The sequence below is a fragment of the Cohnella sp. GCM10020058 genome, from assembly GCF_042683485.1.
Classification (GTDB): Bacteria; Bacillota; Bacilli; order Paenibacillales; family Paenibacillaceae; genus Cohnella.
Window position 1 is genome coordinate 119283 of sequence record NZ_JBHUJV010000007.1, and the last position, 19631, is coordinate 138913.

General features: G+C 59.5%; 16 protein-coding genes and 1 pseudogene. 3 read left to right on the plus strand and 14 right to left on the minus strand.

Annotation, left to right across the window (positions count from 1 at the left end):
• The 11 genes and pseudogenes from ACFSR7_RS10790 to ACFSR7_RS10840 all read right to left on the minus strand — a co-directional run bounded on the left by ACFSR7_RS10790 (window position 1) and on the right by ACFSR7_RS10840 (window position 13405).
• The gene (locus ACFSR7_RS10790) at window positions 1-1599 is read right to left on the minus strand and encodes an efflux RND transporter periplasmic adaptor subunit (RefSeq protein ID WP_378161344.1); all 1599 of its coding nucleotides are present in this window, start codon (window positions 1597-1599) and stop codon (window positions 1-3) included.
• Between the two features lie 114 nt (window positions 1600-1713).
• Window positions 1714-2120 (minus strand): annotated as a pseudogene (locus ACFSR7_RS10795) (glycosyltransferase family 2 protein); the annotation flags it as partial.
• 15 nt (window positions 2121-2135) lie between these two features.
• Window positions 2136-3974 (minus strand): glycosyltransferase family 39 protein, encoded by a 1839-nt coding sequence (locus ACFSR7_RS10800; RefSeq protein ID WP_378161346.1) that lies wholly within the window; start codon window positions 3972-3974, stop codon window positions 2136-2138.
• Window positions 3975-4349: 375 nt separating this feature from the next.
• Window positions 4350-5927: a sensor histidine kinase gene (locus tag ACFSR7_RS10805; RefSeq protein ID WP_378161348.1), complete on the minus strand. Its 1578-nt coding sequence runs from the start codon at window positions 5925-5927 to the stop codon at window positions 4350-4352.
• Window positions 5924-6607, minus strand: a complete 684-nt coding sequence (locus ACFSR7_RS10810) for a response regulator transcription factor (RefSeq protein WP_378161350.1) — start codon at window positions 6605-6607, stop codon at window positions 5924-5926. The genes ACFSR7_RS10805 and ACFSR7_RS10810 overlap by 4 nt, the downstream gene beginning before the upstream one ends.
• Window positions 6608-6819: 212 nt before the next feature.
• Entirely contained in the window at window positions 6820-7332 is a 513-nt protein-coding gene (locus tag ACFSR7_RS10815; protein ID WP_378161352.1) for an adenine phosphoribosyltransferase, read from the minus strand.
• 39 nt (window positions 7333-7371) lie between these two features.
• A complete protein-coding gene (gene recJ, locus ACFSR7_RS10820) occupies window positions 7372-9795 on the minus strand; it encodes a single-stranded-DNA-specific exonuclease RecJ (protein WP_378161353.1) in 2424 nt (807 codons plus the stop codon).
• Window positions 9796-9862: 67 nt separating this feature from the next.
• Complete coding sequence (locus ACFSR7_RS10825) at window positions 9863-10792, minus strand: cation diffusion facilitator family transporter (RefSeq protein WP_378161355.1); 930 nt, start codon at window positions 10790-10792, stop codon at window positions 9863-9865.
• A 31-nt stretch (window positions 10793-10823) separates the two neighbouring features.
• On the minus strand, window positions 10824-11732 hold the full coding sequence (secF, locus tag ACFSR7_RS10830; RefSeq protein WP_378161357.1) for a protein translocase subunit SecF: 909 nt from the start codon (window positions 11730-11732) through the stop codon (window positions 10824-10826).
• Window positions 11722-12972: a protein translocase subunit SecD gene (gene secD, locus ACFSR7_RS10835; RefSeq protein ID WP_378161359.1), complete on the minus strand. Its 1251-nt coding sequence runs from the start codon at window positions 12970-12972 to the stop codon at window positions 11722-11724. Before secD ends, secF begins: the two co-directional genes overlap by 11 nt.
• 166 nt (window positions 12973-13138) lie before the next feature.
• Window positions 13139-13405, minus strand: a complete 267-nt coding sequence (locus ACFSR7_RS10840; protein ID WP_378161900.1) for a post-transcriptional regulator — start codon at window positions 13403-13405, stop codon at window positions 13139-13141.
• A gap of 219 nt (window positions 13406-13624) precedes the next feature.
• On the opposite strand from ACFSR7_RS10840, the gene spoVB reads away from it, so the two are divergent.
• Window positions 13625-15223: a stage V sporulation protein B gene (gene spoVB / locus ACFSR7_RS10845; protein ID WP_378161360.1), complete on the plus strand. Its 1599-nt coding sequence runs from the start codon at window positions 13625-13627 to the stop codon at window positions 15221-15223.
• Between the two features lie 9 nt (window positions 15224-15232).
• Here spoVB and ACFSR7_RS10850 read toward each other — a convergent pair whose 3' ends face one another.
• Complete coding sequence (locus ACFSR7_RS10850) at window positions 15233-15919, minus strand: DUF421 domain-containing protein (RefSeq protein ID WP_378161362.1); 687 nt, start codon at window positions 15917-15919, stop codon at window positions 15233-15235.
• A 174-nt stretch (window positions 15920-16093) separates the two neighbouring features.
• On the opposite strand from ACFSR7_RS10850, the gene ACFSR7_RS10855 reads away from it, so the two are divergent.
• Window positions 16094-16501, plus strand: coding sequence for a TIGR04086 family membrane protein (locus ACFSR7_RS10855; RefSeq protein ID WP_378161363.1), 408 nt, complete (start codon window positions 16094-16096; stop codon window positions 16499-16501).
• Window positions 16502-16588: 87 nt separating this feature from the next.
• Complete coding sequence (locus ACFSR7_RS10860) at window positions 16589-17461, plus strand: phosphatase PAP2 family protein (RefSeq protein WP_378161365.1); 873 nt, start codon at window positions 16589-16591, stop codon at window positions 17459-17461.
• Between the two features lie 647 nt (window positions 17462-18108).
• Here ACFSR7_RS10860 and yajC read toward each other — a convergent pair.
• Entirely contained in the window at window positions 18109-18423 is a 315-nt protein-coding gene (gene yajC, locus ACFSR7_RS10865; protein WP_378115763.1) for a preprotein translocase subunit YajC, read from the minus strand.
• A gap of 32 nt (window positions 18424-18455) precedes the next feature.
• Window positions 18456-19592, minus strand: coding sequence for a tRNA guanosine(34) transglycosylase Tgt (tgt, locus tag ACFSR7_RS10870; RefSeq protein ID WP_378161367.1), 1137 nt, complete (start codon window positions 19590-19592; stop codon window positions 18456-18458).
• Between the last annotated feature and the right edge of the window lie 39 nt (window positions 19593-19631).

Sequence of the window (19631 nt, forward strand, 5' to 3'; positions counted from 1 at the left end):
TCATCGACCTCCCGCAGTGCCTGTGCCTGTACGGGCGCCGTTGCCGCCTGTGCGCGTGGTGCCGCCGCCGAAGTTCCCGCCGCCGCCGAAGTTGCCTCCGCCTGCCGGGAACGCGCCGCCGCCCATTTGGAAGCCGCCCATGCCGAATCCCGTTTGCTGCTGATTGCCGGAACTCGCCGACACCGTCACTGGGATCAGCACCGTCTGTCCTTCGGTCAACCCGGTCAGCACCTCGACTTGCGAATCCGTCGTAATGCCGACTGTAATTTCCTTCAGCGTAAAATTCGTGCTTGCTGCGCCTGCAGCCGTCTGGCTTTGGCCGCCTCTCGCAAAGCCGCCCGCCGCGCCATAGCCGCCTTGACGTCCTGTGCCGCCGTAGCCGCCCTGTCTGCCCTGGCCGCCATAGCCGCCTTGAGCACCCGCACTGTTGCCGCCCGCGGCCGCCCCTCCAGGCGCCTCGGCACCGTCGAAAGGCGGCATCCCTTCAGGCATTGCGCCGCCTGCCGCTTGGCCTCCGGCCGCCTGACCGCCTGCAGCCGCGCCGCCGGCCGCTGCCTGATCGCCGCTTTGTGCCTGACCGTTCGTCGACTGGCCGCCGGCTGTACCGCCTGCTGCTTGACCGCCCGCTGCCTGACCGCCGGTCGATTGCCCCGTCGTCGTGCCGTCAGCCGGAACGCGTACGAAATACTTGGTTCCCATTTGCGTCACCGCCTCGACCGACACGAGCAGCGCGTCCTGCTTCGACTCGATGACGACGTCGACGCTTCCGTTCATCCCCGGCATGACGCCGTCCGTCTTATCCAGGCTCACCGTGACGGGGAACGTCGCGACGCCGTTCGTGGAGGTGCCTTCCTTGGCGATCTTGGTCACCTTGCCCGTGAACGCCTGGCCGCTAAGCGCATCCATCGTAATATTCGCGGTTTGTCCGAGCTTGAGCTGCGAGATATCGAGCTCGTCCGCCGAGATCTGGATATCCAGCTTGTCGTAGTTCACGATCGTGAACGCTTCGATCTGGCCGTTCACCGTGTCGCCGTCCTTGATGTTTACGGCCGTTACCGTGCCGTCGATCGACGCGACGATCGGATCGGGCGCTTTGGCCTTTTCCTGCGTATCCTGCATGTCCAGCTTCGTCTGCTTGATGTTCAGCTGAATCGACTTGATGCTCATCTCAGCCGATTCGATATCAGCCTGTTCAGCGCTGGAAATTTGCAGCGACTTCCACTTTTCCTGGGCCTGCTCCAGCTGCATCTGCAGCTGCTCGAGGCTCAGCTCCGACTTGCTCAGAGACAGACTGACATCCTCGCCCTCGAATGTCGCGAGCACGGCTCCCTTTTTGACCGTCTGGCCTTCGGTTACCTTGACCTTCTCCACTGTGGCAGAATCCGATGGCTTCACCGTCTCCGATTCGCTTACCTCGACGGCGCCGCTGCCGGAGACGCTCTTGGTGATCGTCCCTTTGGTCACGCGGGATTGGTTGAAGGACGGACCGCTTGTCGCCGCCTTCGTGTCTTTGGACGTATACCACCAATAGCCTCCGCCGCCGGCCGCGATCAGGCAGACGATCACGATCCAGGCGACCCACTTTCTGCTCTTCCTCATCCTAGACGACCTCCTATGTACGATAAGAGGAGACTAGCAGACTTGCGTGAATTAAAGATGAACACGGGCTTAAAGCTAGATGAAAATGCCATTTGCGCACCTCTTCGAACAGAAAGTACATCGCTTGAACAGGCTCTCGCCTTTGCGGACCGTCCGCTTCGCGTATACGACGTCATAGCCTTCCTTCCACTTGTCGATCATTCGCGGGATGAGCGACGGCGGGTCTTGAAGATCGGCGTCGATGACGACGACCGCTTCGCCGGTTGCATAATCCATGCCTGCCGTGATCGCGATTTGGTGCCCAAAATTGCGGGAAAAATCGATCAGCTTAACCGTGCAATCCGAGAGGCTGTATGCCTGAAGAATGAAGTCTGGTCGCTGCTGCCGTCGTTGACAAAGATGAGTTCGTACCGGTCGCCTGTCCCTTCCATGACCTGCTTGAGCTGTCGGTACGTTTCGTGAATGACCGCCTCCTCGTTATAGGCCGGCACGACAATCGAATATTTGGCCAATTCCGCCATAGGTCCTCTCTCCTCTCATGATGGCAAAGTCACCTCGTACAACGTACCGTCAACTCCCGCTTGTCCGTCCTGCGCCCACTCGCCGGCCGGTATCTTTCGTCCGTTTGCGGCGATCCAGTCCGTTACCGATGACTCGGAACCGCCGCCTCTGCCGCCGCTCCCGATGAGAAAATATTTGACTTCCCCGTCACGAACGAGCTGCGCCTGGCGCTCCGGCGTCAAAATCGGATCGTTCCCGCTATACCCCCCCATCGCCATCACCGCGCTGCCGGCAGCGATGATATAGCTTTCTGCCGTGCTGACATTGTCCGTAGCGAAAAGATACGTTTCTCCCGTATTGCGGTCCGACAGATACTTGTATAAGGCTTGGTCGACCTGGGACGCCGCCCCCTGATCGCCGCCGGCGACGCTGTTCGAGCTTCGTAGGCCGGGCCCCGCTACCGGAAGCTTGCTGTTGCCGCCGTAGAGCAGGGGCGTCGCCGACCAATAGAGCGGGGCGGCAAGCAGCACGCACAGTGCCGCGGTCGCGGACCCTCTTAGCAGCAGGCGTCCGCCGCCGGGCATCGTCATTGCGGCGATTGCTGCGAGCGCGCCCGCACCGACCGCAAGCTGCCAGCCTGTGCCGATCTGCGTCCGGTAAGTGGCGAGCACGGACAGCTCAAAAACGGCGGTTGCAACCAAGGCGGCGGGCAGCAGATGCCTTTTCCAGCCCGCGGCGGCTGTGCGCAAGCCGAGCATCCGGCCCCACCCCGCTCCGCATAATGCCGCGATCGGCGGCGCCAGCATGATGAGGTAATATTCGTGGAAAAAACCGGCGACGCTAAAGAAGCCCATGACCGGGATCAACCAGGCTGACCAGAAAAGCGTCTCCTTGACGCGACGGGACAGCGGCTTGCCCCGCCGAATCCCCGTCAGCAGCGATACTGCGCCGAATAGCGCGAACGGCAGGAGCCAGCTGGTTTGTCCGGACAATTCGCGCTGAAACAGCCTAAGCGGACCTTGGCTGCCAATGTTGAACGCGCTGCCGCCGCTGTCCGGAACGCCTTCGCCTTCCCCGGTCAGTCGCGAGATGCCGTTGTATCCGAACGCCAGCTCGAGCACGGAATTCGTTTGGCTGCTCCCGACATAAGGCCGGCTATCCGCCGGCGTCAGGTCGACGGCGAGCGGCCAGGACAAGGACACTGCCGCCAATACGGCGGTCGATGCGGTCAGCAGCTTGATTTTTCTGCGCCATCCGGAGCGAAGCCCGAGCGCAGCGAATACATAAAAAGCAGGCAGTACCATATAAGCTTCCAGCATTTTTTCGTTGAAAGCGACGCCGATCATGGCAAAGGCGCCGAACAGCCATCGCCGCTGCCCGCCGGACGTCGCCTTCATCAGCATCCATGCCGCCAGAAGAAGCGTGAAGACGAGAATGGCGTCCACATTGTTCGTTCGCGCTACCGCCACCGCGATGGGCGTTACGGCCATCGCCAGCGCGGAAATGAGACCGGCGGCCCTTCCGAAGGTCGGCCTGACCAGCGCATGCATGAGCAATACCGTTCCGACGCCGGCCAGCGCCTGCGGCAGAATGACGCTCCAGCCGTGAACGCCGAATACGGCGGCGAACAGCGTCTGCACCCAAAACGTAACCGGCGGTTTGTCAATGGTTACGAATCCGCCCGCATCGAGCGAAGCGAAAAAAAATGCTTTGAAGCTTTGAAGCATGCTTGTGACCGCTGCCGTATAGTACGCGTTGCCCGTCTCGTCCTGCCAGATTCGATAAATGTTCAAAAATGCCGCTAGCGCCGCGATCGCGCCGAGAGCGACAGCGTGTTGCGTACGCCTCGGCCTCGATTTCTTTTCGGCTATCATGCCTTCACTCCTCCGCGACGAAAGCTCCATGCCCCTAACTATAGAAGGCGGTACTGAATGCTCCCTTAACTCGGACTGAGCGCTTCATGAGCCATGGCTGAAGATTGCCTGAACGATTGAGGAAGGAGACGCGCTTGGCGTGAGCGCAATGGGGCCCCTAGAACGCAAAAAAGGATGAAGCAGGAACGACTCTGCTTCATCCTTTTTTACCTTTTAAGACTCTTCATAGAGCTACATGGCGTTTCTGCGCCGCTTAATGAGGCCATAAGACTCTATATAGAGCTACATGGCGTTTCTGCGTCGCCAACCGTGACTATGAGACTCTATACAAAACTACATCGCGATATCGCGCCGCCAACCAAGGCGAAGAAGCGTTCAGGCTTCGACCAAACGGATCGTGAAGGTGGTGCCTCGGCCAGGATCGCTAGCCACCGCGATGCCGCCTCCGAGCGCGTCGACGATCGACTTGGAGATCGAAAGGCCGAGTCCGGCGCCCCCGTATTTGCGCGTGCGGGAAGAGTCGCTGCGGTAGAACCGATCGAATACGTGAGGCAGGTGCGCAGGATCGATGCCCGAGCCATTATCATCGACATCGAGATTTACGAATCCGTCTGCGCGATGGATCGTGAGCGATATCGCTCCCCCCTCGCCGTCCGTGTGCTGTACGGCATTGTGGAATAAATTGAGCACGACCTGCTTGATTTTATCCGGATCGTACAGGCAGTACATGCCTTCCGGCAACGAGAAGCCTACTTCTCGGACGCCGGCCAGCATTCGCAGCTGCGGCTCCATCTCGCGCAGCGTGTCGCTCAGATTGCCGCGGACGGCATGTACGCCGCTCCGCTGATCGAGCTTCGCCAGCATCAGCAGATCCCCGACCAGCTTGCGAAGGCGCTCCGATTCGCCGTGCATGCTGCGAAGCGCGCGCTCGAGCTGTTCCGGATTGCTCGATGCTCCCCGCAGCAGCACTTCAAGAAAACCGTGAATCGAAGTCAGCGGCGTGCGCAATTCATGCGAGGCGTCCGCCACGAATTGCCGCATATGCTCCTTCGCTTCTTTCTCGGTCTCGAATGCTTCGTCCAACCGCGCCAGCATGCCGTTAAAGGAAGCGGACAGCCGTCCGATCTCGACCGGCTTAACGATGGCCGGAAATCGTTCGTCCAGATTGCCCGCATCAATCCGTTCGACCTTGTCAACCAATTCGGAGAGCGGCGTAAGTGTGCGCCGGAGCACTGGCAGCAGTGTCAGGAGCCCCGCGAACAACGCCAGCAGGGCGAGTCCGCCGAACATCAGCAGTTGGCCGTTCAGCGTCTTCTTAAGCTCTTCCGTGCCCGTGCTGATCTGGATAACGCCGGAGCCCTGACCGTCCTTGCCGAGCGAACGAAGCACCACGAGCTGCTCACGGCCTTCGGCATCCTTGGCGATCCGGTACTCCGCGCCTTTGGATTCGCCTTCTCCACTGTTCATGACTGCCTGGTACGTCTCGTCGGCGAGCCTTGGCGGCTCGGCCTGGTCCGTCCATTCGGACAAAGTCGTAAAGCTCAGATCGGTCCCGATCAGGACGACGGTCGCATCCGGAACATAATACCGTCCGCGCATCTCGCCCGAATCGTCCGACTGCCCCGCTTCTCCGCTCGTCCAGCTACTCGATCCGTTCGCGGCATTGTCCTGCGGTTTGCCGACGCCTAGCCCGAATCCGGATTTTATCGAACGGTCCGCCCCCGCGACGCCGTGACCCTGACGGTCCCGCCAGATATCCGGCGGCAGCGACAAAATCTGGCTTCGGAGCGCCGAAGCTTTGTTCTCGTAAGTGAATTTGCGCATGAGCACGTATTGAAACAATCCGATGAACACCAGCAGCACCGCTACGACGAGCAGAGACCGCGATAGCAGCTGCAGGCGCAGGGAACCCTTCAGCTGCGTGTGCGGGGAGCCCCCCGACGCCCGCCTCATGGCAGATCGATCCTGTAGCCCGCGCCGCGCAGCGTGCGGATCAGCTGATGTTCCTTGTCGCCGAGCTTCTCCCGCAGCGACCGGATGTACACTTCGACGATATTTTCGTCGCCGCCAAAATCGTAGCCCCAGACCTTGTCGAGAATGAGCGCTTTGCTCAACACGATACCATGATTGATGACCATGTACTTTAGCAGCTCGTATTCGGTCGGCGACAGCTCCAGCACCCGGCCGCTAAGACTGATCTCTTTGCGGCGGTCGTCGATGCTGATCGGACCGAACACGGCCTGGCCCGACATGAGCGGAAATTGATTGCGTACTCTCGCATGAATGCGAGCCAGCAGCTCCTCGAAGCTGAACGGCTTGACCATGTAGTCGTCCGCGCCCAGCATGAGACCTTTGACCCGATCGTCTACCTCGTCTTTGGCCGTCAGCATGATGACCGCCACGTTTTCCGTCTTTTTCAGCAGCTTGCAAGCCTCGAAGCCGTCCATGCCGGGCATCATCACGTCCAGGATGGCGACATGCGGCTTAAAGCTCTTGGCCAGATTGATCGCTGTCATGCCGTCCGGCGCGGTCTGTACTTCGAAGCCTTCGTTGATCAGGCCCAGCTCCAGAAATTGCAAAATGTTCGGTTCGTCGTCTACGGCGAGAATACGAATGCCTTTTAATGGATTCATCGCGATGTCGCTCCTCTGCGTTGCCCGCTGTTCGTGTATTTCCATTATGCTTCGAGGCGCTGAAGCGCCTCTGAGGCGATGCTGAAGATCGGCTGAAGATGGAGCGATTCGGCTTGGCGGAAACGGAATGGACCGCATAAAAAAGGCCGGACGCTCCGACAGGCAGAACGTCCGGCCCCGGCAGCTATGCCGCGAATCGCCGCGATATTCGGTTAATATTGGACGAGCGACTCGACGCGAGCGCCCTTAAGCTTGTCCCGCCCGTTGAGATAGCTCAGCTCGATCAGGAAGGAAGCGCCGACGATCTCGCCGCCGAGCTGCTCGATGAGCTTGATCGTCGTGGCGATCGTGCCGCCCGTAGCCAGCAGGTCGTCCGCGATAAGCACGCGCTGTCCCGGCTTGATTGCGTCCTTGTGTACGGCCAGCGTGTCCTTGCCGTATTCCAGGTCGTAGCCGGCTTCTACCGTCTCGCCGGGCAGCTTGCCCGACTTGCGGATCGGGACGAAGCCGACGCCGAGCGCAAGCGCAAGCGGCGCGCCGATGACGAAGCCGCGCGCTTCGGGACCTGCGATGATGTCGATCTCCCAGTCCTTCACGCGTTCTTTGAGCTCGTCGATCGCCGCGCGGTACACCTCTCCGTTGTTAAGCAGGGTCGTAATATCTTTGAATCGGATCCCGGGTACGGGAAAATCGGGAATAACGCGAATATATGGTTTAAAATCCATTGTCAAATCGCTCCTTCAGAACAAGTTCGCCAGCTTGCATTATACACTTGATCTCATCCGCTTGCCATCGTTACCTTCCGCGAGCGCGCGCAGCCAGCTCTTCAGCTCGGCAGGAGACATCGCGCCTAGCGCTTCGGCCTCCGCCCGGAGCATCGCCTTGCGGTATCTCGGGGACTCCTCCAGCTGGCGCTTCGGCGGCTGAGCGACAACCTCGATCGAAGCCCTGCTTCGCTTGAGGAAGCCAAGCTCCTCGAATACGTCTTGCATCATCACTACGTCAGCCAGCGTTCGCCCGGTTCGCTCCGCCACCTGGCGAAGAAATCCGTCGGGCGTCTCGATCCAGCTCGCTTTGCGTTTGAGCAGACCGTACACCTCGCCGAACTGCTCCCTGCTCGGCATTTGTACGCCCTGCGTCGGCCGGCCGCGGGAGCCGGCCGATACGCGGCCGGCCGTAAGGAGATGGATCTCCTCGACAACGCAGCCGGTCAGCAGCGCGCGCAGCCCCTCGAGGCCGTCGCCCGCCTCCGGCAGGTCGATAAGCGCAAGGCGTAACGTCTCCGTGCCTGCAGCGGCTGCAGCCGCCTCTCCGTAGGACGAGACAAGCAGCCCGGCAACGTCGCCGTGCACTTGGCGCAATTCGGAGAGCGCCGCCTCGCTAGACGCGACCGCGAGCAAGCTCGCCGAGCTATGCGCCGCAGCCAGCGTCCGCAAGATGCTCTGCCAGTCGGCCTCGTGGCGCCGATCGTGCACGGGCAGCGCAGCCGACTGCCAATCCTGCAGCATGAGCTGCACACGTTTGCTGCCGTTCCACTCGTTCACGGACAACTCGCCCAGCACGTTGGCCGTTCCGCACCCCAGCATGGCGCCGCAGTCGGCGCCCCTACCGAAGCATACGGCCTCCAGCTTGCGGCCTCCCTGTCCCAGCACCGCCCGCAGATGTCTGCTTTCTTTGCCCATCGCCTTGGCATCGATGACCTCCGCGCCGCGCAGCACAAAGCGCGGCGAGGGGTTGCCGATGCCGCACGGCTCGAGCGCGCGCAGCTGCTCGGCGGCCTCGAGCGTCAGCTCGGAAGCCCTGCAGACGAGATCCGCCTTCTTGCGCGGGATCCAATCGTCCGCCGACAGCCAGCTGTCCGCGAGCGTGGACAGCTTCTCGCCCAATGCGGCTACCCGCTCGGTGCGCATTGTCATGCCGGCGGCCGCTTTGTGGCCGCCGAAATGCTCCAGCTCCTCCGAGCAAGCGGTGAGCGCGGCATGCAGGTCGAAGCCTTCGATCGAGCGCGCAGAGCCTTTGCACAGGCCCGTAGCAACGTCCGCCGCCAATACGACGGTCGGCTTGTAATAACGCTCGACGAGCTTCGAGGCGACAAGCCCGGCGATCCCCGCGTTCCAGCCTTCGCCCGACACGACGATGACCGCAGGGCCGCGACCGCCGTGCCCAGCGACGATCGACTGCCAAGCGGCATCCGCTTGGACGAGCGTATCTTCGACGAGCTGCTGACGCTCCTGGTTCAGCATATCCAGCTCGGCGGAGATCATCTCGGCTTCGTCCTGCTCGGCGGTAATCAATAGCCGCAGCGCGGTGTCCGCCTCTGCTAACCGGCCGCCCGCGTTGAGCCGCGGGGCAAGTCCGAATGCGATGCGGCCGCTTGTGAGCCGCCCCGGCTCCGCGCCGGAGATTTGCGCCAGCGCCTTGATGCCCGGAGAAGGCCGCGCATTCATCTCTTCCAGTCCCAGCTTCACGATCGCGCGATTCTCGCCGGTGAGCGGCATCAAGTCCGCGACGACGCCGATCGCCGCGACGTCCGCGAACGCGAGATCCGGTTCGCCGAGCATGGCGTGCGACAGCTTGAACGCGACCGCGGAGCCCGTGAGCTCCTTGAACGGATATGGACAGCCCGGCTGCTTCGGATTAACGATGGCCACCGCCGCTGTCGGCAGGACCGCGGGCGGCTCGTGATGATCGGTCACGACGACGTCGATGCCGAGCGTTGCCGCGTAGGCGATTTGCTCGACCGCGCTGATCCCGTTGTCCACTGTTACGATAAGCTTCACGCCCGCTTCCGCCGCCCGGTCGATAGCCGGCAAGTTAAGACCGTAACCTTCCTTGCTGCGATGCGGAATGTATGTATCGAAGTCGGCGCCGAGCCGGCTGAGCAGTCTGTGCATAAGCGCCGTCGAGGTCACGCCGTCCGCGTCGTAATCACCGTATACGCGGATGCGTTCCCCGTCGTCGATCGCCTGCCGGATCCGGGCAACGGCCCGGTCCATGCCGAGCAGCAGATAAGGATCGTGCAAGTCGCGGAGTCCAGGATGCAAAAAACGCTCCGCATCCACCGCGTTTCGATAGCCTCGCGACACGAGGAGACGGCTTACGAGCGGCGCCAGCCCAAGCTGCGCACCCAGTGCGACGGCCGCTTCGTCGTCTTCTTCCGCCAGTACCCAGCGATAGGTGGATTTCACCCAAAATCGCTCCTTTCTGCCATACAGCACTGTGGACTCCGCCTTGGGCGGCGGAGTCCACAGCGATTTATTGAATTAAAGTAGGCATTTCTTCTTCTTGGTGATTCGATTTGTAAGGATAACCCGGATCGTACGGCTCGACGCGCACGCTTGCATCCGATACGTGCAGAAACCGCTTGGTCAACTGCCGCCGCACGCGCTGCGCAACATCGTGTCCGTCCAATACCGATATGCGCGGATTCACGCGTATAAGGACGTCTATGATTACATAATGGCCGTGTTCCTTGGCTCTGATCTCATCGACTGCAACGACGCCATCGACTCGCTGCACCACTTCCAGCAACGTCTGTGCGTCGACTTCGTCCATCGGTCTGCGCTCGACCGCGCCGATCGCGGAAGCCGCTTGCCGATAGCCCATCCGGAGAACGAACACGCCGATTACGAGTCCTGCTGCCGGATCGAGCACGTACAGTACAGGAAGGTCCAGCAGGTGACCGGTCATGGCGCCGGCCGTACCGACCAGTGCGGTCAGCGAAGCGAACACGTCCGAACGATCCGTGCGGGAAGCTTCGGGGCGCAATCCCATTCTGTGCTCGTAGCTGCGTCTGTACAGGATCAATGCTTCACGGGCGACCATGCTGCCCGCGATGACGATGACGGCGCCCCAGCCGGGCGCACGGTCCAGGCCCCATGCGATCGCGCGCAGCGAGGAGATCGCCATCTCGAGGCCGGCGAGCAGCAGCAGCGCCGCGAAGACGACGGCCGCCACGGCTTCGCGCTGCCGCTCGGCGGCTCCTCGGGGCGCGATAGCCCTGCGATGACGCAGATAAGAGTTGACGGCGGCCGCGAAGTCGGCGGCCGAATGGCAAGCGTCCGCCATCAGCGCCTTGCTGCCCGTGAACCAACCTGCAAGACCCTTGAAGACCGACAGTACGAGCAACCCGAGCAGGGAAACCTTGATGCCATGCAGCGTTTTGCCGGTCCTTTTTTGAGTCATCTTATCGATACACCTCTATTCCCTTGTTGCGTCAGGGCGCCGGCTGCGCCTTGACGGGCTTGGCAGGCTTCGCTTTGCGCTTCATCCAGAACCAGAGCGGGCTGGCGATGAAGATGGAGGAATAGGCGCCGCTGATCAAACCGAAGATCATGGCGAGCGAGAACATTTTAATCGATTCGCTGCCGAAAACGAAAAGACAGACGGCGGCGAAGGCGACGGTGACGACCGTGTTGATGGAGCGGGTCAGCGTCTGCGAGATACTGTCGTTGACGACCTTGGCGAGATCGGCTTCGGACTTTACCTTGGCGAAGCGCATGTTTTCCCGGATCCGGTCGAAGATGACGACGGTGTCGTTGATCGAGTAACCGATGATGGTGAGTACGGCTACGATGAACGGCAGGTTGACCTCCAGATGGAAAATCGAGAACAGCGTGATGACGATAAACGCGTCGTACAAAAGCGCGATGACCGACGAGATCGCATACCGCCATTCGAAACGAATCGCGATATAGATGATAATGCCGAGCGAAGCGATCAGAATGCCTCGCAAAGCGTTCGTTTGCTGCTCCTTGGCGATCTCGACGTCGACGATATTTTTCTCGAAGGACGCCTTGTCGTCGAACTGCGACTTGAAGTCCGACTCAAGCTTGGTTTGCTGGTCTTCCGTCAGGGCTGCCTTGAACCGGATCGAGAGACGTTCGGCCGCGGTCGTCAAGTGATACTCGCCGAGTTCTTCCTTTTCGAGGAATGCCTTGACGTCGTCTCCGTTGACCTGCTTGGTGATGGCGATATCCACAGACGTGCCCGATTGGAAGTCGATGCCGTAGTTGAGTCCCCGGATGGAGAGCGACAAAATGCCGATCAGCACGATGACGAGCGAAGCGATGAAAAAGGGCTTGCTCCACTTGATCCAGTCGATGTCGTGAAACTTATAGCGCACGGATTTCACTCTCCTTTACGCCATAGTAGCCGACTTTGTTGAACTTGCCGCTCTTCACGAGCAGGTGCATCAAGTAGCGTGGCAGGAAGATGTTGGTCGCGATGTTGCAGATGATCGACGCGAGCAGCACGACCGCGAAGCCTTTGACGGAGCCTTGGCCGATAAAGTAAAGCACGGCGCCGGCGATAATGTTGGTGATATGCGCGTCGATGATCGTGCGGAAGCTGTTCTTGTTGCCGGACCGCAGCGAAGACGCGATGCTCTTGCCTGTGCGGATCTCGTCCTTGATCCGCTCAGCCGTAATGATGTTCGAGTCGACCGCGATACCGATTCCGAGTACGAACGCCGCGATGCCCGGCAGCGTCAGCGTCGCGCCCATCAGCCAAAAGACGGCGATAAGCAACCAGACGAATACGAGCAGGCAGAAGCCCGCGATGACGCCCGGCAGTCGATAAAACACGACCATAAATACGAAAATGGCGATCGACGCGATGATGCCGGCCAGCAGCGTCTCTTCGAGCGACTTTTTGCCGAGCGTGGCGCCTACGCTTTGCGTATACTTCTCCGCCAGCTTGAGCGGAAGCGCGCCGAGATTGATCGTATCGGCCAGCGCCTTGGCGTCCGCGGCGGTTGGTTGCCCGGAAATGGTGGCGTTGCCGTCGGTGAAAGTGCCTTGGACGACCGGATCGGACAGCATGTCGTCATCCAGGTAGATCGCCAGGTTTTTGCCGGTCAGCCGCGAGGAAATCTCCTCGAATTTCTTCTTGTCCTTGACCTCGATGGCGACGAGCGGTTCCCTGAGCTGGTTGTACTCGACCTTCGCGGCGCCTTCCTTGAACTCGTTGCCTTGGAGCTCGATCTTGCAGTATCCGGCGTCTGCGGCACAGCCGTCGGCGCTGCGGAACGTGAGGACGGCAGGCTTTTGCAGCATTTTGCGGACTTCCGTCTCATCGGCGACGCCCGCGATCTTGACGCGAATCCGGTTCTTGCCTTCCGGCGTCACTTCGGACTCGCCGACGCCGCGGGCGTCGATCCGCTTCTTAATGCTCTCGGCCGTCTTGTTAAGCGAATCCTTGGTGACTTCGCCTGTCCCCGAGAGTGGGGATGCCTCGTACAAAATTTCAAAGCCGCCTTGCAAATCGAGCCCGAGCTTCGTCTTGTCCAGCAAATACGGGCTGGTAGCCGCGATAACGCCGAACGAAACGAGAACCACGAGCACGAAAGCGAGCATCCGGTTCATATGGTATTGCCGACCCCTTTCGATTCTCAATGTTCCTATTATACCTACGCGCTCAAAGCGAAGTCAATTTGTCGAAACATCATGATATGCATGAAAAAAGGCTCCCCGAAAGGGAGCCGCCGGACTGCATCCAATAGCTGGCATGCGTCCGAATCGCCTATCGAATCTATCGTCTTTTTTCTCCCCGATAGATGCTCAGCGTAATATAGTTCATGAAGTTCGTCACCTTCAGCGACAGGATGTCGTTGACGATCGCATGCAGCGCCGGCGTTCCCTTTTTATGAAATTTGTCGCTCACGCATTCCCAAATCTCGGGCCCCGTCGCCTGGTCATAGCCGATCATCCGGAATTCTTCGGCCTTGCTCTCGCAAAGCTCCCTGATCGTACGGTTCAACTCCGCCTCGTCCATGCCGTCCAAACGCAACTCGTCCATCACCGGCAGTTCCCCCTTCCCGCTTCGCGCCTGCTGTCTTGCCGTCTGCGTGCCGTTCTGCCTTCAATCGGACTCCCCGTATCAAACCCTTCGCTCTATACCCTTCGACGCGGCTTCCCGAATTCCTGCACCTGTCCTGCACGGCTTGGCATGATTGCGGACAGCCCCCGCATATGCTTGAGAAGGAGTCGAACCGAAGAGCGAAGGATGGGATGAACCTTGTCGCCGCGCAAACAAACTTTTATTCAAGGAGCCATGATCCTGCTCGCCGCCGGTCTGCTCAACCGATTGCTCGGCTTCGTGCCGCGGATCGCGCTGCCCCGGCTGATCGGCGCCGAAGGCGTGGGGCTCGTCCAGCTGGTTTTTCCGTTTTTTATCGTCGTGCTGACGATTATTACCGGCGGGTTGCCGCTGGCGGTGGCGAAGCTCGTAGCTGCCGCCGATTCGCGCGGGGACGCGGAGGAAGCCGTCCGGATCCGCCGGACGGCGCTGTCCATCGCAATGACTGCCAGCTTGATCGTATGCGGCTTGTGCTTTGCGCTCTCCAATTGGATCTCGTCCAGCCTGATGACCGACCCGAGGGTTCATACCGCGTTTTTGGCCATTATCCCGGTCATCCCGCTCGTAGCCGTGTCGTCTATCTGGCGGGGCTACTTTCAGGGCAAGCAAGACATGCTGCCGACCGCGGTCTCGCAGACGGTCGAGACGGTGATCCGGATCGTACTCTCGTTAACGCTCGCGTTTATGTTTTTGCCTTGGGGACTTGAGGCGGCCGCGGCAGGTGCGATGATCGGAACGGGCGCAGGCGAGCTGGCGGGCCTCGCCGCATTGTGGCTGCATTTGCGGGGAGAAGTCCGCGGACGCGGAGCACACAAAGGCGCGACTTCAGATTCCGCTGCACCCGTGAAGCCCGAAGAACAACCGGCTACATCCGCAGCAAAGGAAAACCGGACGCGAGCCTTGCTGCAGATCGCGGTGCCCGTCACGGGCAGCCGGATGATCGGCTCCTTGTCCTACTTGTTCGAATCGATTCTAACTGCCCGCGCGCTCATCGCCGCCGGACTTGCCACCGCCGCGGCCACGGCGCAGTACGGCATTCTTCAGGGCATGGTCATTCCGCTGCTTCTGCTGCCCGGCTCGCTCACTTTTTCGCTGGCGACATCTCTTGTACCCTCGCTGTCGGAGGCTGCTGCCAGAGGCGATACGCCAGCCATCCAGAAGCGACTGCATCAATCGATGCGTCTGGCTGTCGTGACGGGCGCTCCTTTTATCATTCTCATGGCGCTGTTCGGCCGCCCGATCTGCGGGCTCATCTACGGAGACCCCGAACCCGGCGCCCTGTTGAGTCTGCTCGCTCCCGCTGCCGTGTTTTTGTATATGCAAGCGCCGCTGCAGGCTGCGCTTCAGGCGCTTGACCGTCCGGGCACGGCGCTGTTCAATACGTTCGCGGGTGCGCTGGTGAAGCTGGTCCTGATCGTCCAGCTGGCGTCCAAGCCGGAGCTTGGCATTCGCGGCGCCGTCATCGCCATCGGCGCCAATATGGCCCTTGTCACGCTGCTGCATTGGATCAGCGTCGTGCGGTTGACGGGCGTCCGTTTGCTTCCCGGCGATTTTCTCAAGATTGGAGCGGCCATGACCATAATGGGCGCGATCGCGCTCTGGATATGGAATATGGGCAAGCTTCCGGGCGTCTGGCTGGATCTGCTGGCTGCAGGAATCGTCTCGCTCGTCGTGTACTTGCTCTTGCTTATGGCGATGAGACTTATCGACAGGCATGACGCCGCCAGAATCCCCATACTCGGACGTTTCTTCAAATAACCGCTCCGCTTACGTTCTTCGATTGATATAGAGCCGCCCTTTGTGATCCAGGCTGCAGAACGCGACCTGTTTAAATTCCTTGACGCCTTCCCGACGCAGTTCCTGCCTGAGCCAAAACCGATTTTTGCCGATTCGCTCCAGGCTGTCGTCTTGCACAAGTCCGTCCATGATAAGCGGAAGCGGGAGCAATCCGTATCGAACTTTAGGCTTCGGTTCCTCTACAGGGGGCGTCCCCTCCGGCTTTGGCTTGTCGGCCATAATGACGGACAGCTTGCCGGACGATTCGAGCACGGCAAGCTCGACATCCGCGACATGGTCGATTCTATTTTCCCTAAGCTGCATCATCAGATCGTCGAGACTGTAGCGCTGTTTTTTCATTTCTTTCCAGTTCAAATTGCCCTGACTTATGATGACGCTCGGCCTGCCTTCGAACCAAAGACGGAGCCTGCGGTTTTTTAGCGTGAGATTGGAAACGATCAGTTGCACGATGACGAGTACGACCATTGGCGCGGCTGCATACAGGATGGGGCGGCTCGGCGCTTCGATCGCGATGACGGCGATCTCGGCGATCATGATCGAGATGACGAGATCGAATACCGACAGCTTGCCGATCTCGCGTTTTCCCATCAACCGCAGGATAAGGAATACGAATAAATACATGAGCAGCGTCCGAATCGTTATCGCAGTCAATTCCACGTACTGTTCCTCCCTTGCCGGATATCGGATTCGGGTCTGAAACAGTAGTCTCACCGGGCTTCCTGCGCGCGATACGGTCCCTCCCGCGGAAATTATCGGTATTCCCGAGTACTAGACGCCGGTACAAGCCCATACAATGGTACAAATCGTTTGAATTCAAAGGAGTGCATCGATATGAACCCCGTTCGCGTATCCGGCATTCGCATCGCATCCCCCCTGGTCGCGGGCTTTGTCTGGGCGTTTATTTGGTTGGGTCTGGGCACGCTTGCATTATCGGTCCTGCTTTACAGCTCCTCGATGCCGGAAACGAAGCTCCTGTCCTGGGTATTCGGCGTTCACGGTGCGGCCAGCCTTGCAGGCGGGTTTACGGCAGCCAAAAGGTCCGGCAAGCGCGGTTGGTACATCGGCGCCGTCACAGGTTTGCTATACGCGATTGCGGTCGTGCTCATCGGTTTCCTTTCCCAGGATATCGGCTTCGATTCCCGCATGGGACAACTGGGACTTATCGCGGCGCTGGCCGGCGCCTTCGGAGGCATGCTGGGCGTCAACGCAGGTGCCGGAGGAACCGCGAGGCGCTTGTGATAAAAAATAATGCCGTTACTATTCGTTAGAAATATGGCAATTGTGTTATACTGATACAATGATTTCTAGCAGTAAGGAGCGAACGAATTGATCGTATTTGGCAGTATGAAAATGATATCCGCGCTTACGGCCGTCACGGTAGCGCTCCTCGTATATTATGGATCGGCGAGGCAGCCCTTCGCCGCTGCGGCCGCCTTCGTTCTTAAGCTGTATCGCTCTCCCAAGCACCTATTTTTGTTTTTGTCGTTGCTGCTGATCATGGCACTCAACAAGTTCGAACTGAACCTTGAGGATGCCTTGCCTATCCCCCGCGATCTCACCCGCTTGCTCGTAGGCTGGGAGGGCAGCTGGCAAGGCGCTTTGCAGCAAGCACTCGAGTCTCCTTCGCTCACGCTCTTTTGCGCTTTTTTTTACCTGGTCGTTTTCCAGGGATTTATGATCGCTTCGCTGATCTTCTACGCCAGCACGGGCAAGGACAAACTGTACATTGCCTTATGTGTCGCCCTACTGCTTAATTATCTGGTGGCAGTCCCGTTCTATTTGTTTGTGCCCGTCCATGAGGCATGGTCCGCGTCGACAAATATTCGTTTTTTAATGCTCGATGCTTTTCCGAGCTTCGAGACGCAGTACCGACACCTGTCCGGCCTGGACAATTGTTTCCCGAGCCTGCATACGTCCATCTCCGTGACGATGGCGCTCCTGGCACTTCGCTCCGGCAGCAAGCGCTGGGCGATCTTCGGCGTCGCAAACGCCGCCATCATCGTTTTCTCCATTTTTTATCTCGGCATCCACTGGGCGACCGATATGTTCGCGGGCGTCGTCCTTGCGTCGGTCGCAGTGGCCATCGGCCTTAAAGCGGGTGCTTGGGCGGATCGCTCGACGATCCGTCGCAAGCGTCAGCCCCGGCTGCATAAGGACGAGCTCCAAAAGCTGGCACCTTCGCGGCTGACGGATTCTTGAACGCATAAGAAGAGACCGTCAGGGAAGATCGCCCTGACGGTTATTTTACGTTTGGCGGATATCCGAAACTCATTTCGGTGTGAAACGACAGTCGGTGGCTCAGCCGACAGCTGTTCCGATGGCGCAGCCCGCAGCTGTTCTGTTAGGTCAGCCGACAGCCGCTCCGGTGGCTCAGTCCGCAGCCGTTCCGGTGGCTCTGCCGATCGTCGTCTGCACCGTTTTTTGCAAATGCCTGCAAATATACATCTTTTTACGCCGATGCATGCTCATTCCAACAGAAAAGATGCAAATATGCATTTATTTTCCTTCATCGCTCCGATTTCCGGCGTGTGCTTTATATTTACCTGCACATTTGCAGGTATTTCTTCAAGCGTCATGGATAGGCAGAAAATGCATGTATAAATGCAGGTTTTAGGCCCGTCCCGACAAACTTTCGAAAAAGCGCCGATACACCGAAAGCGTGCCTGCCTATCCACGAATCGCCTCCGTCCGAATCAGGAAGGAAAGCAAGCCCTGTTTCCGATTGACGACTCATCGGCAGGTCCTATGCTGCAGATTATAGACGATAAAATCAGATCTGCGAGGCCAGGCCAAATAGACAAGCTCCCGGATCTTACGTTCCGGGAGCTTGTCTTTGCGTTGCGTTTTTACTTTTCGCTTTTCGAATCCGTCGCGCGCGCCGCGACGTTGTTGATCGCGGAACGATCGAACGTAAGCTTGGTTGCGTCGTTGACCTTCAGTACGATCGTATCGTCCGTAATCTCGGCGATCGTGCCGTGCAGTCCGCCGATCGTCGTTACCTTGTCGCCCTTGGCAAGCGCCCGGAGCATCGAGTTGCGGTTCTTCGATTTCTTCTGCTGCGGACGGATAAGCAGGAAGTAGAAAACGACGAACATAAGCAGAAACGGCGCCAGCGACATCAGCAGATTGCCGTTTCCGGAACCTTCAGTTGCTAACCACATAGTATTACCTCCCCTCTCGTCTTTAAAAAAACTTAAAAGCCGCTCTCATTGGTCGCCATGCCGTACGCTTCGAAGAACTCGTCGCGGAAATCGCCCAGACGGTCTTCGCGGATCGCCTGGCGGACCTGGCTCATGAGATTAACCAAGAAATGCAGGTTGTGAATCGTCGTCAGCCGAAGTCCGAACATCTCGTCCGCGCGGATCAAGTGCCTGACGTAAGCCCGCGAGTAGTTCCGGCAAGCGTAGCAGTCGCACTTGGGATCGAGCGGACCGAAGTCTTCCGCGTACTTGGCGTTCTTGACGACGACGCGGCCCTCGCTCGTCATGAGCGTGCCGTTGCGGGCGATCCGGGTCGGGAGCACGCAGTCGAACATGTCCACGCCGCGAATGCTGCCCTCGACGAGCGCATCCGGCGAACCGACACCCATCAGATAGCGCGGCTTGTTCGAAGGAAGCAGCGGTACCGTGTGGTCGAGCACCTCGTACATGATTTCCTTGGATTCGCCTACGCTGAGGCCTCCAATAGCATAGCCCGGAAAATCCAGGGAAGTCAAATCCGCGGCGCTCTGCGCGCGAAGGTCCTTGTGCATGCCGCCCTGCACGATGGCGAACAAGCCTTGGTCGTGCGGCCTTGCATGCGCTTTGAGGCATCGTTCGGCCCATCGGCTCGTGCGCTCCGTCGACTGCTTGACGTAGGCATACTCGGCGGGGTACGGCGGACATTCGTCGAATGCCATCATAATGTCCGGCCCGAGCGCATTCTGCACTGACGTCGCCACCTCCGGCGACAGGAACAGCTTGTCGCCGTTCAGATGCGAACGGAAGGTGACGCCTTCTTCGGTAATCTTGCGCATCTGCGCCAGCGAGAACACCTGGAAGCCGCCGCTGTCCGTCAGAATCGGACGGTCCCAGTTCATCATCTTGTGCAAGCCGCCCGCCGCGCGGACGAGCTCGTGGCCCGGCCTGACGAACAGGTGGTACGTATTGCTCAGGATGATCTGGGCGTTCAACGCTTTAAGCTCCTCGGGGCTGATGCCTTTGACGGTCGCTTGCGTACCGACCGGCATGAAGGTAGGCGTATCGATGACGCCGTGCGGCGTGTGGACGTGTCCGAGCCTTGCGCCCGTCTGGGCGCAGGTCTTGATCAGTTCGTAAGTAATAGCGGGCATTGTTCTCGATCGGTCCCTTCTTGTCTAATGCGCCGTAGT

What these genes read in the sequence shown, in the direction of transcription:
- ACFSR7_RS10810 (WP_378161350.1), bottom strand. Translation starts at nt 6,607, where the DNA reads ATGAATCCATTAAAAGGCATTCGTATTCTCGCCGTAGACGACGAACCG.
- ACFSR7_RS10815 (WP_378161352.1), bottom strand. Translation starts at nt 7,332, where the DNA reads ATGGATTTTAAACCATATATTCGCGTTATTCCCGATTTTCCCGTACCC.
- yajC (WP_378115763.1), bottom strand. Translation starts at nt 18,423, where the DNA reads ATGTGGTTAGCAACTGAAGGTTCCGGAAACGGCAATCTGCTGATGTCG.
- ACFSR7_RS10855 (WP_378161363.1), top strand. Translation starts at nt 16,094, where the DNA reads ATGAACCCCGTTCGCGTATCCGGCATTCGCATCGCATCCCCCCTGGTC.
- ACFSR7_RS10840 (WP_378161900.1), bottom strand. Translation starts at nt 13,405, where the DNA reads ATGGACGAGTTGCGTTTGGACGGCATGGACGAGGCGGAGTTGAACCGT.
- ACFSR7_RS10805 (WP_378161348.1), bottom strand. Translation starts at nt 5,927, where the DNA reads ATGAGGCGGGCGTCGGGGGGCTCCCCGCACACGCAGCTGAAGGGTTCC.
- tgt (WP_378161367.1), bottom strand. Translation starts at nt 19,592, where the DNA reads ATGCCCGCTATTACTTACGAACTGATCAAGACCTGCGCCCAGACGGGC.
- secD (WP_378161359.1), bottom strand. Translation starts at nt 12,972, where the DNA reads ATGAACCGGATGCTCGCTTTCGTGCTCGTGGTTCTCGTTTCGTTCGGC.
- ACFSR7_RS10790 (WP_378161344.1), bottom strand. Translation starts at nt 1,599, where the DNA reads ATGAGGAAGAGCAGAAAGTGGGTCGCCTGGATCGTGATCGTCTGCCTG.
- ACFSR7_RS10800 (WP_378161346.1), bottom strand. Translation starts at nt 3,974, where the DNA reads ATGATAGCCGAAAAGAAATCGAGGCCGAGGCGTACGCAACACGCTGTC.
- ACFSR7_RS10825 (WP_378161355.1), bottom strand. Translation starts at nt 10,792, where the DNA reads ATGACTCAAAAAAGGACCGGCAAAACGCTGCATGGCATCAAGGTTTCC.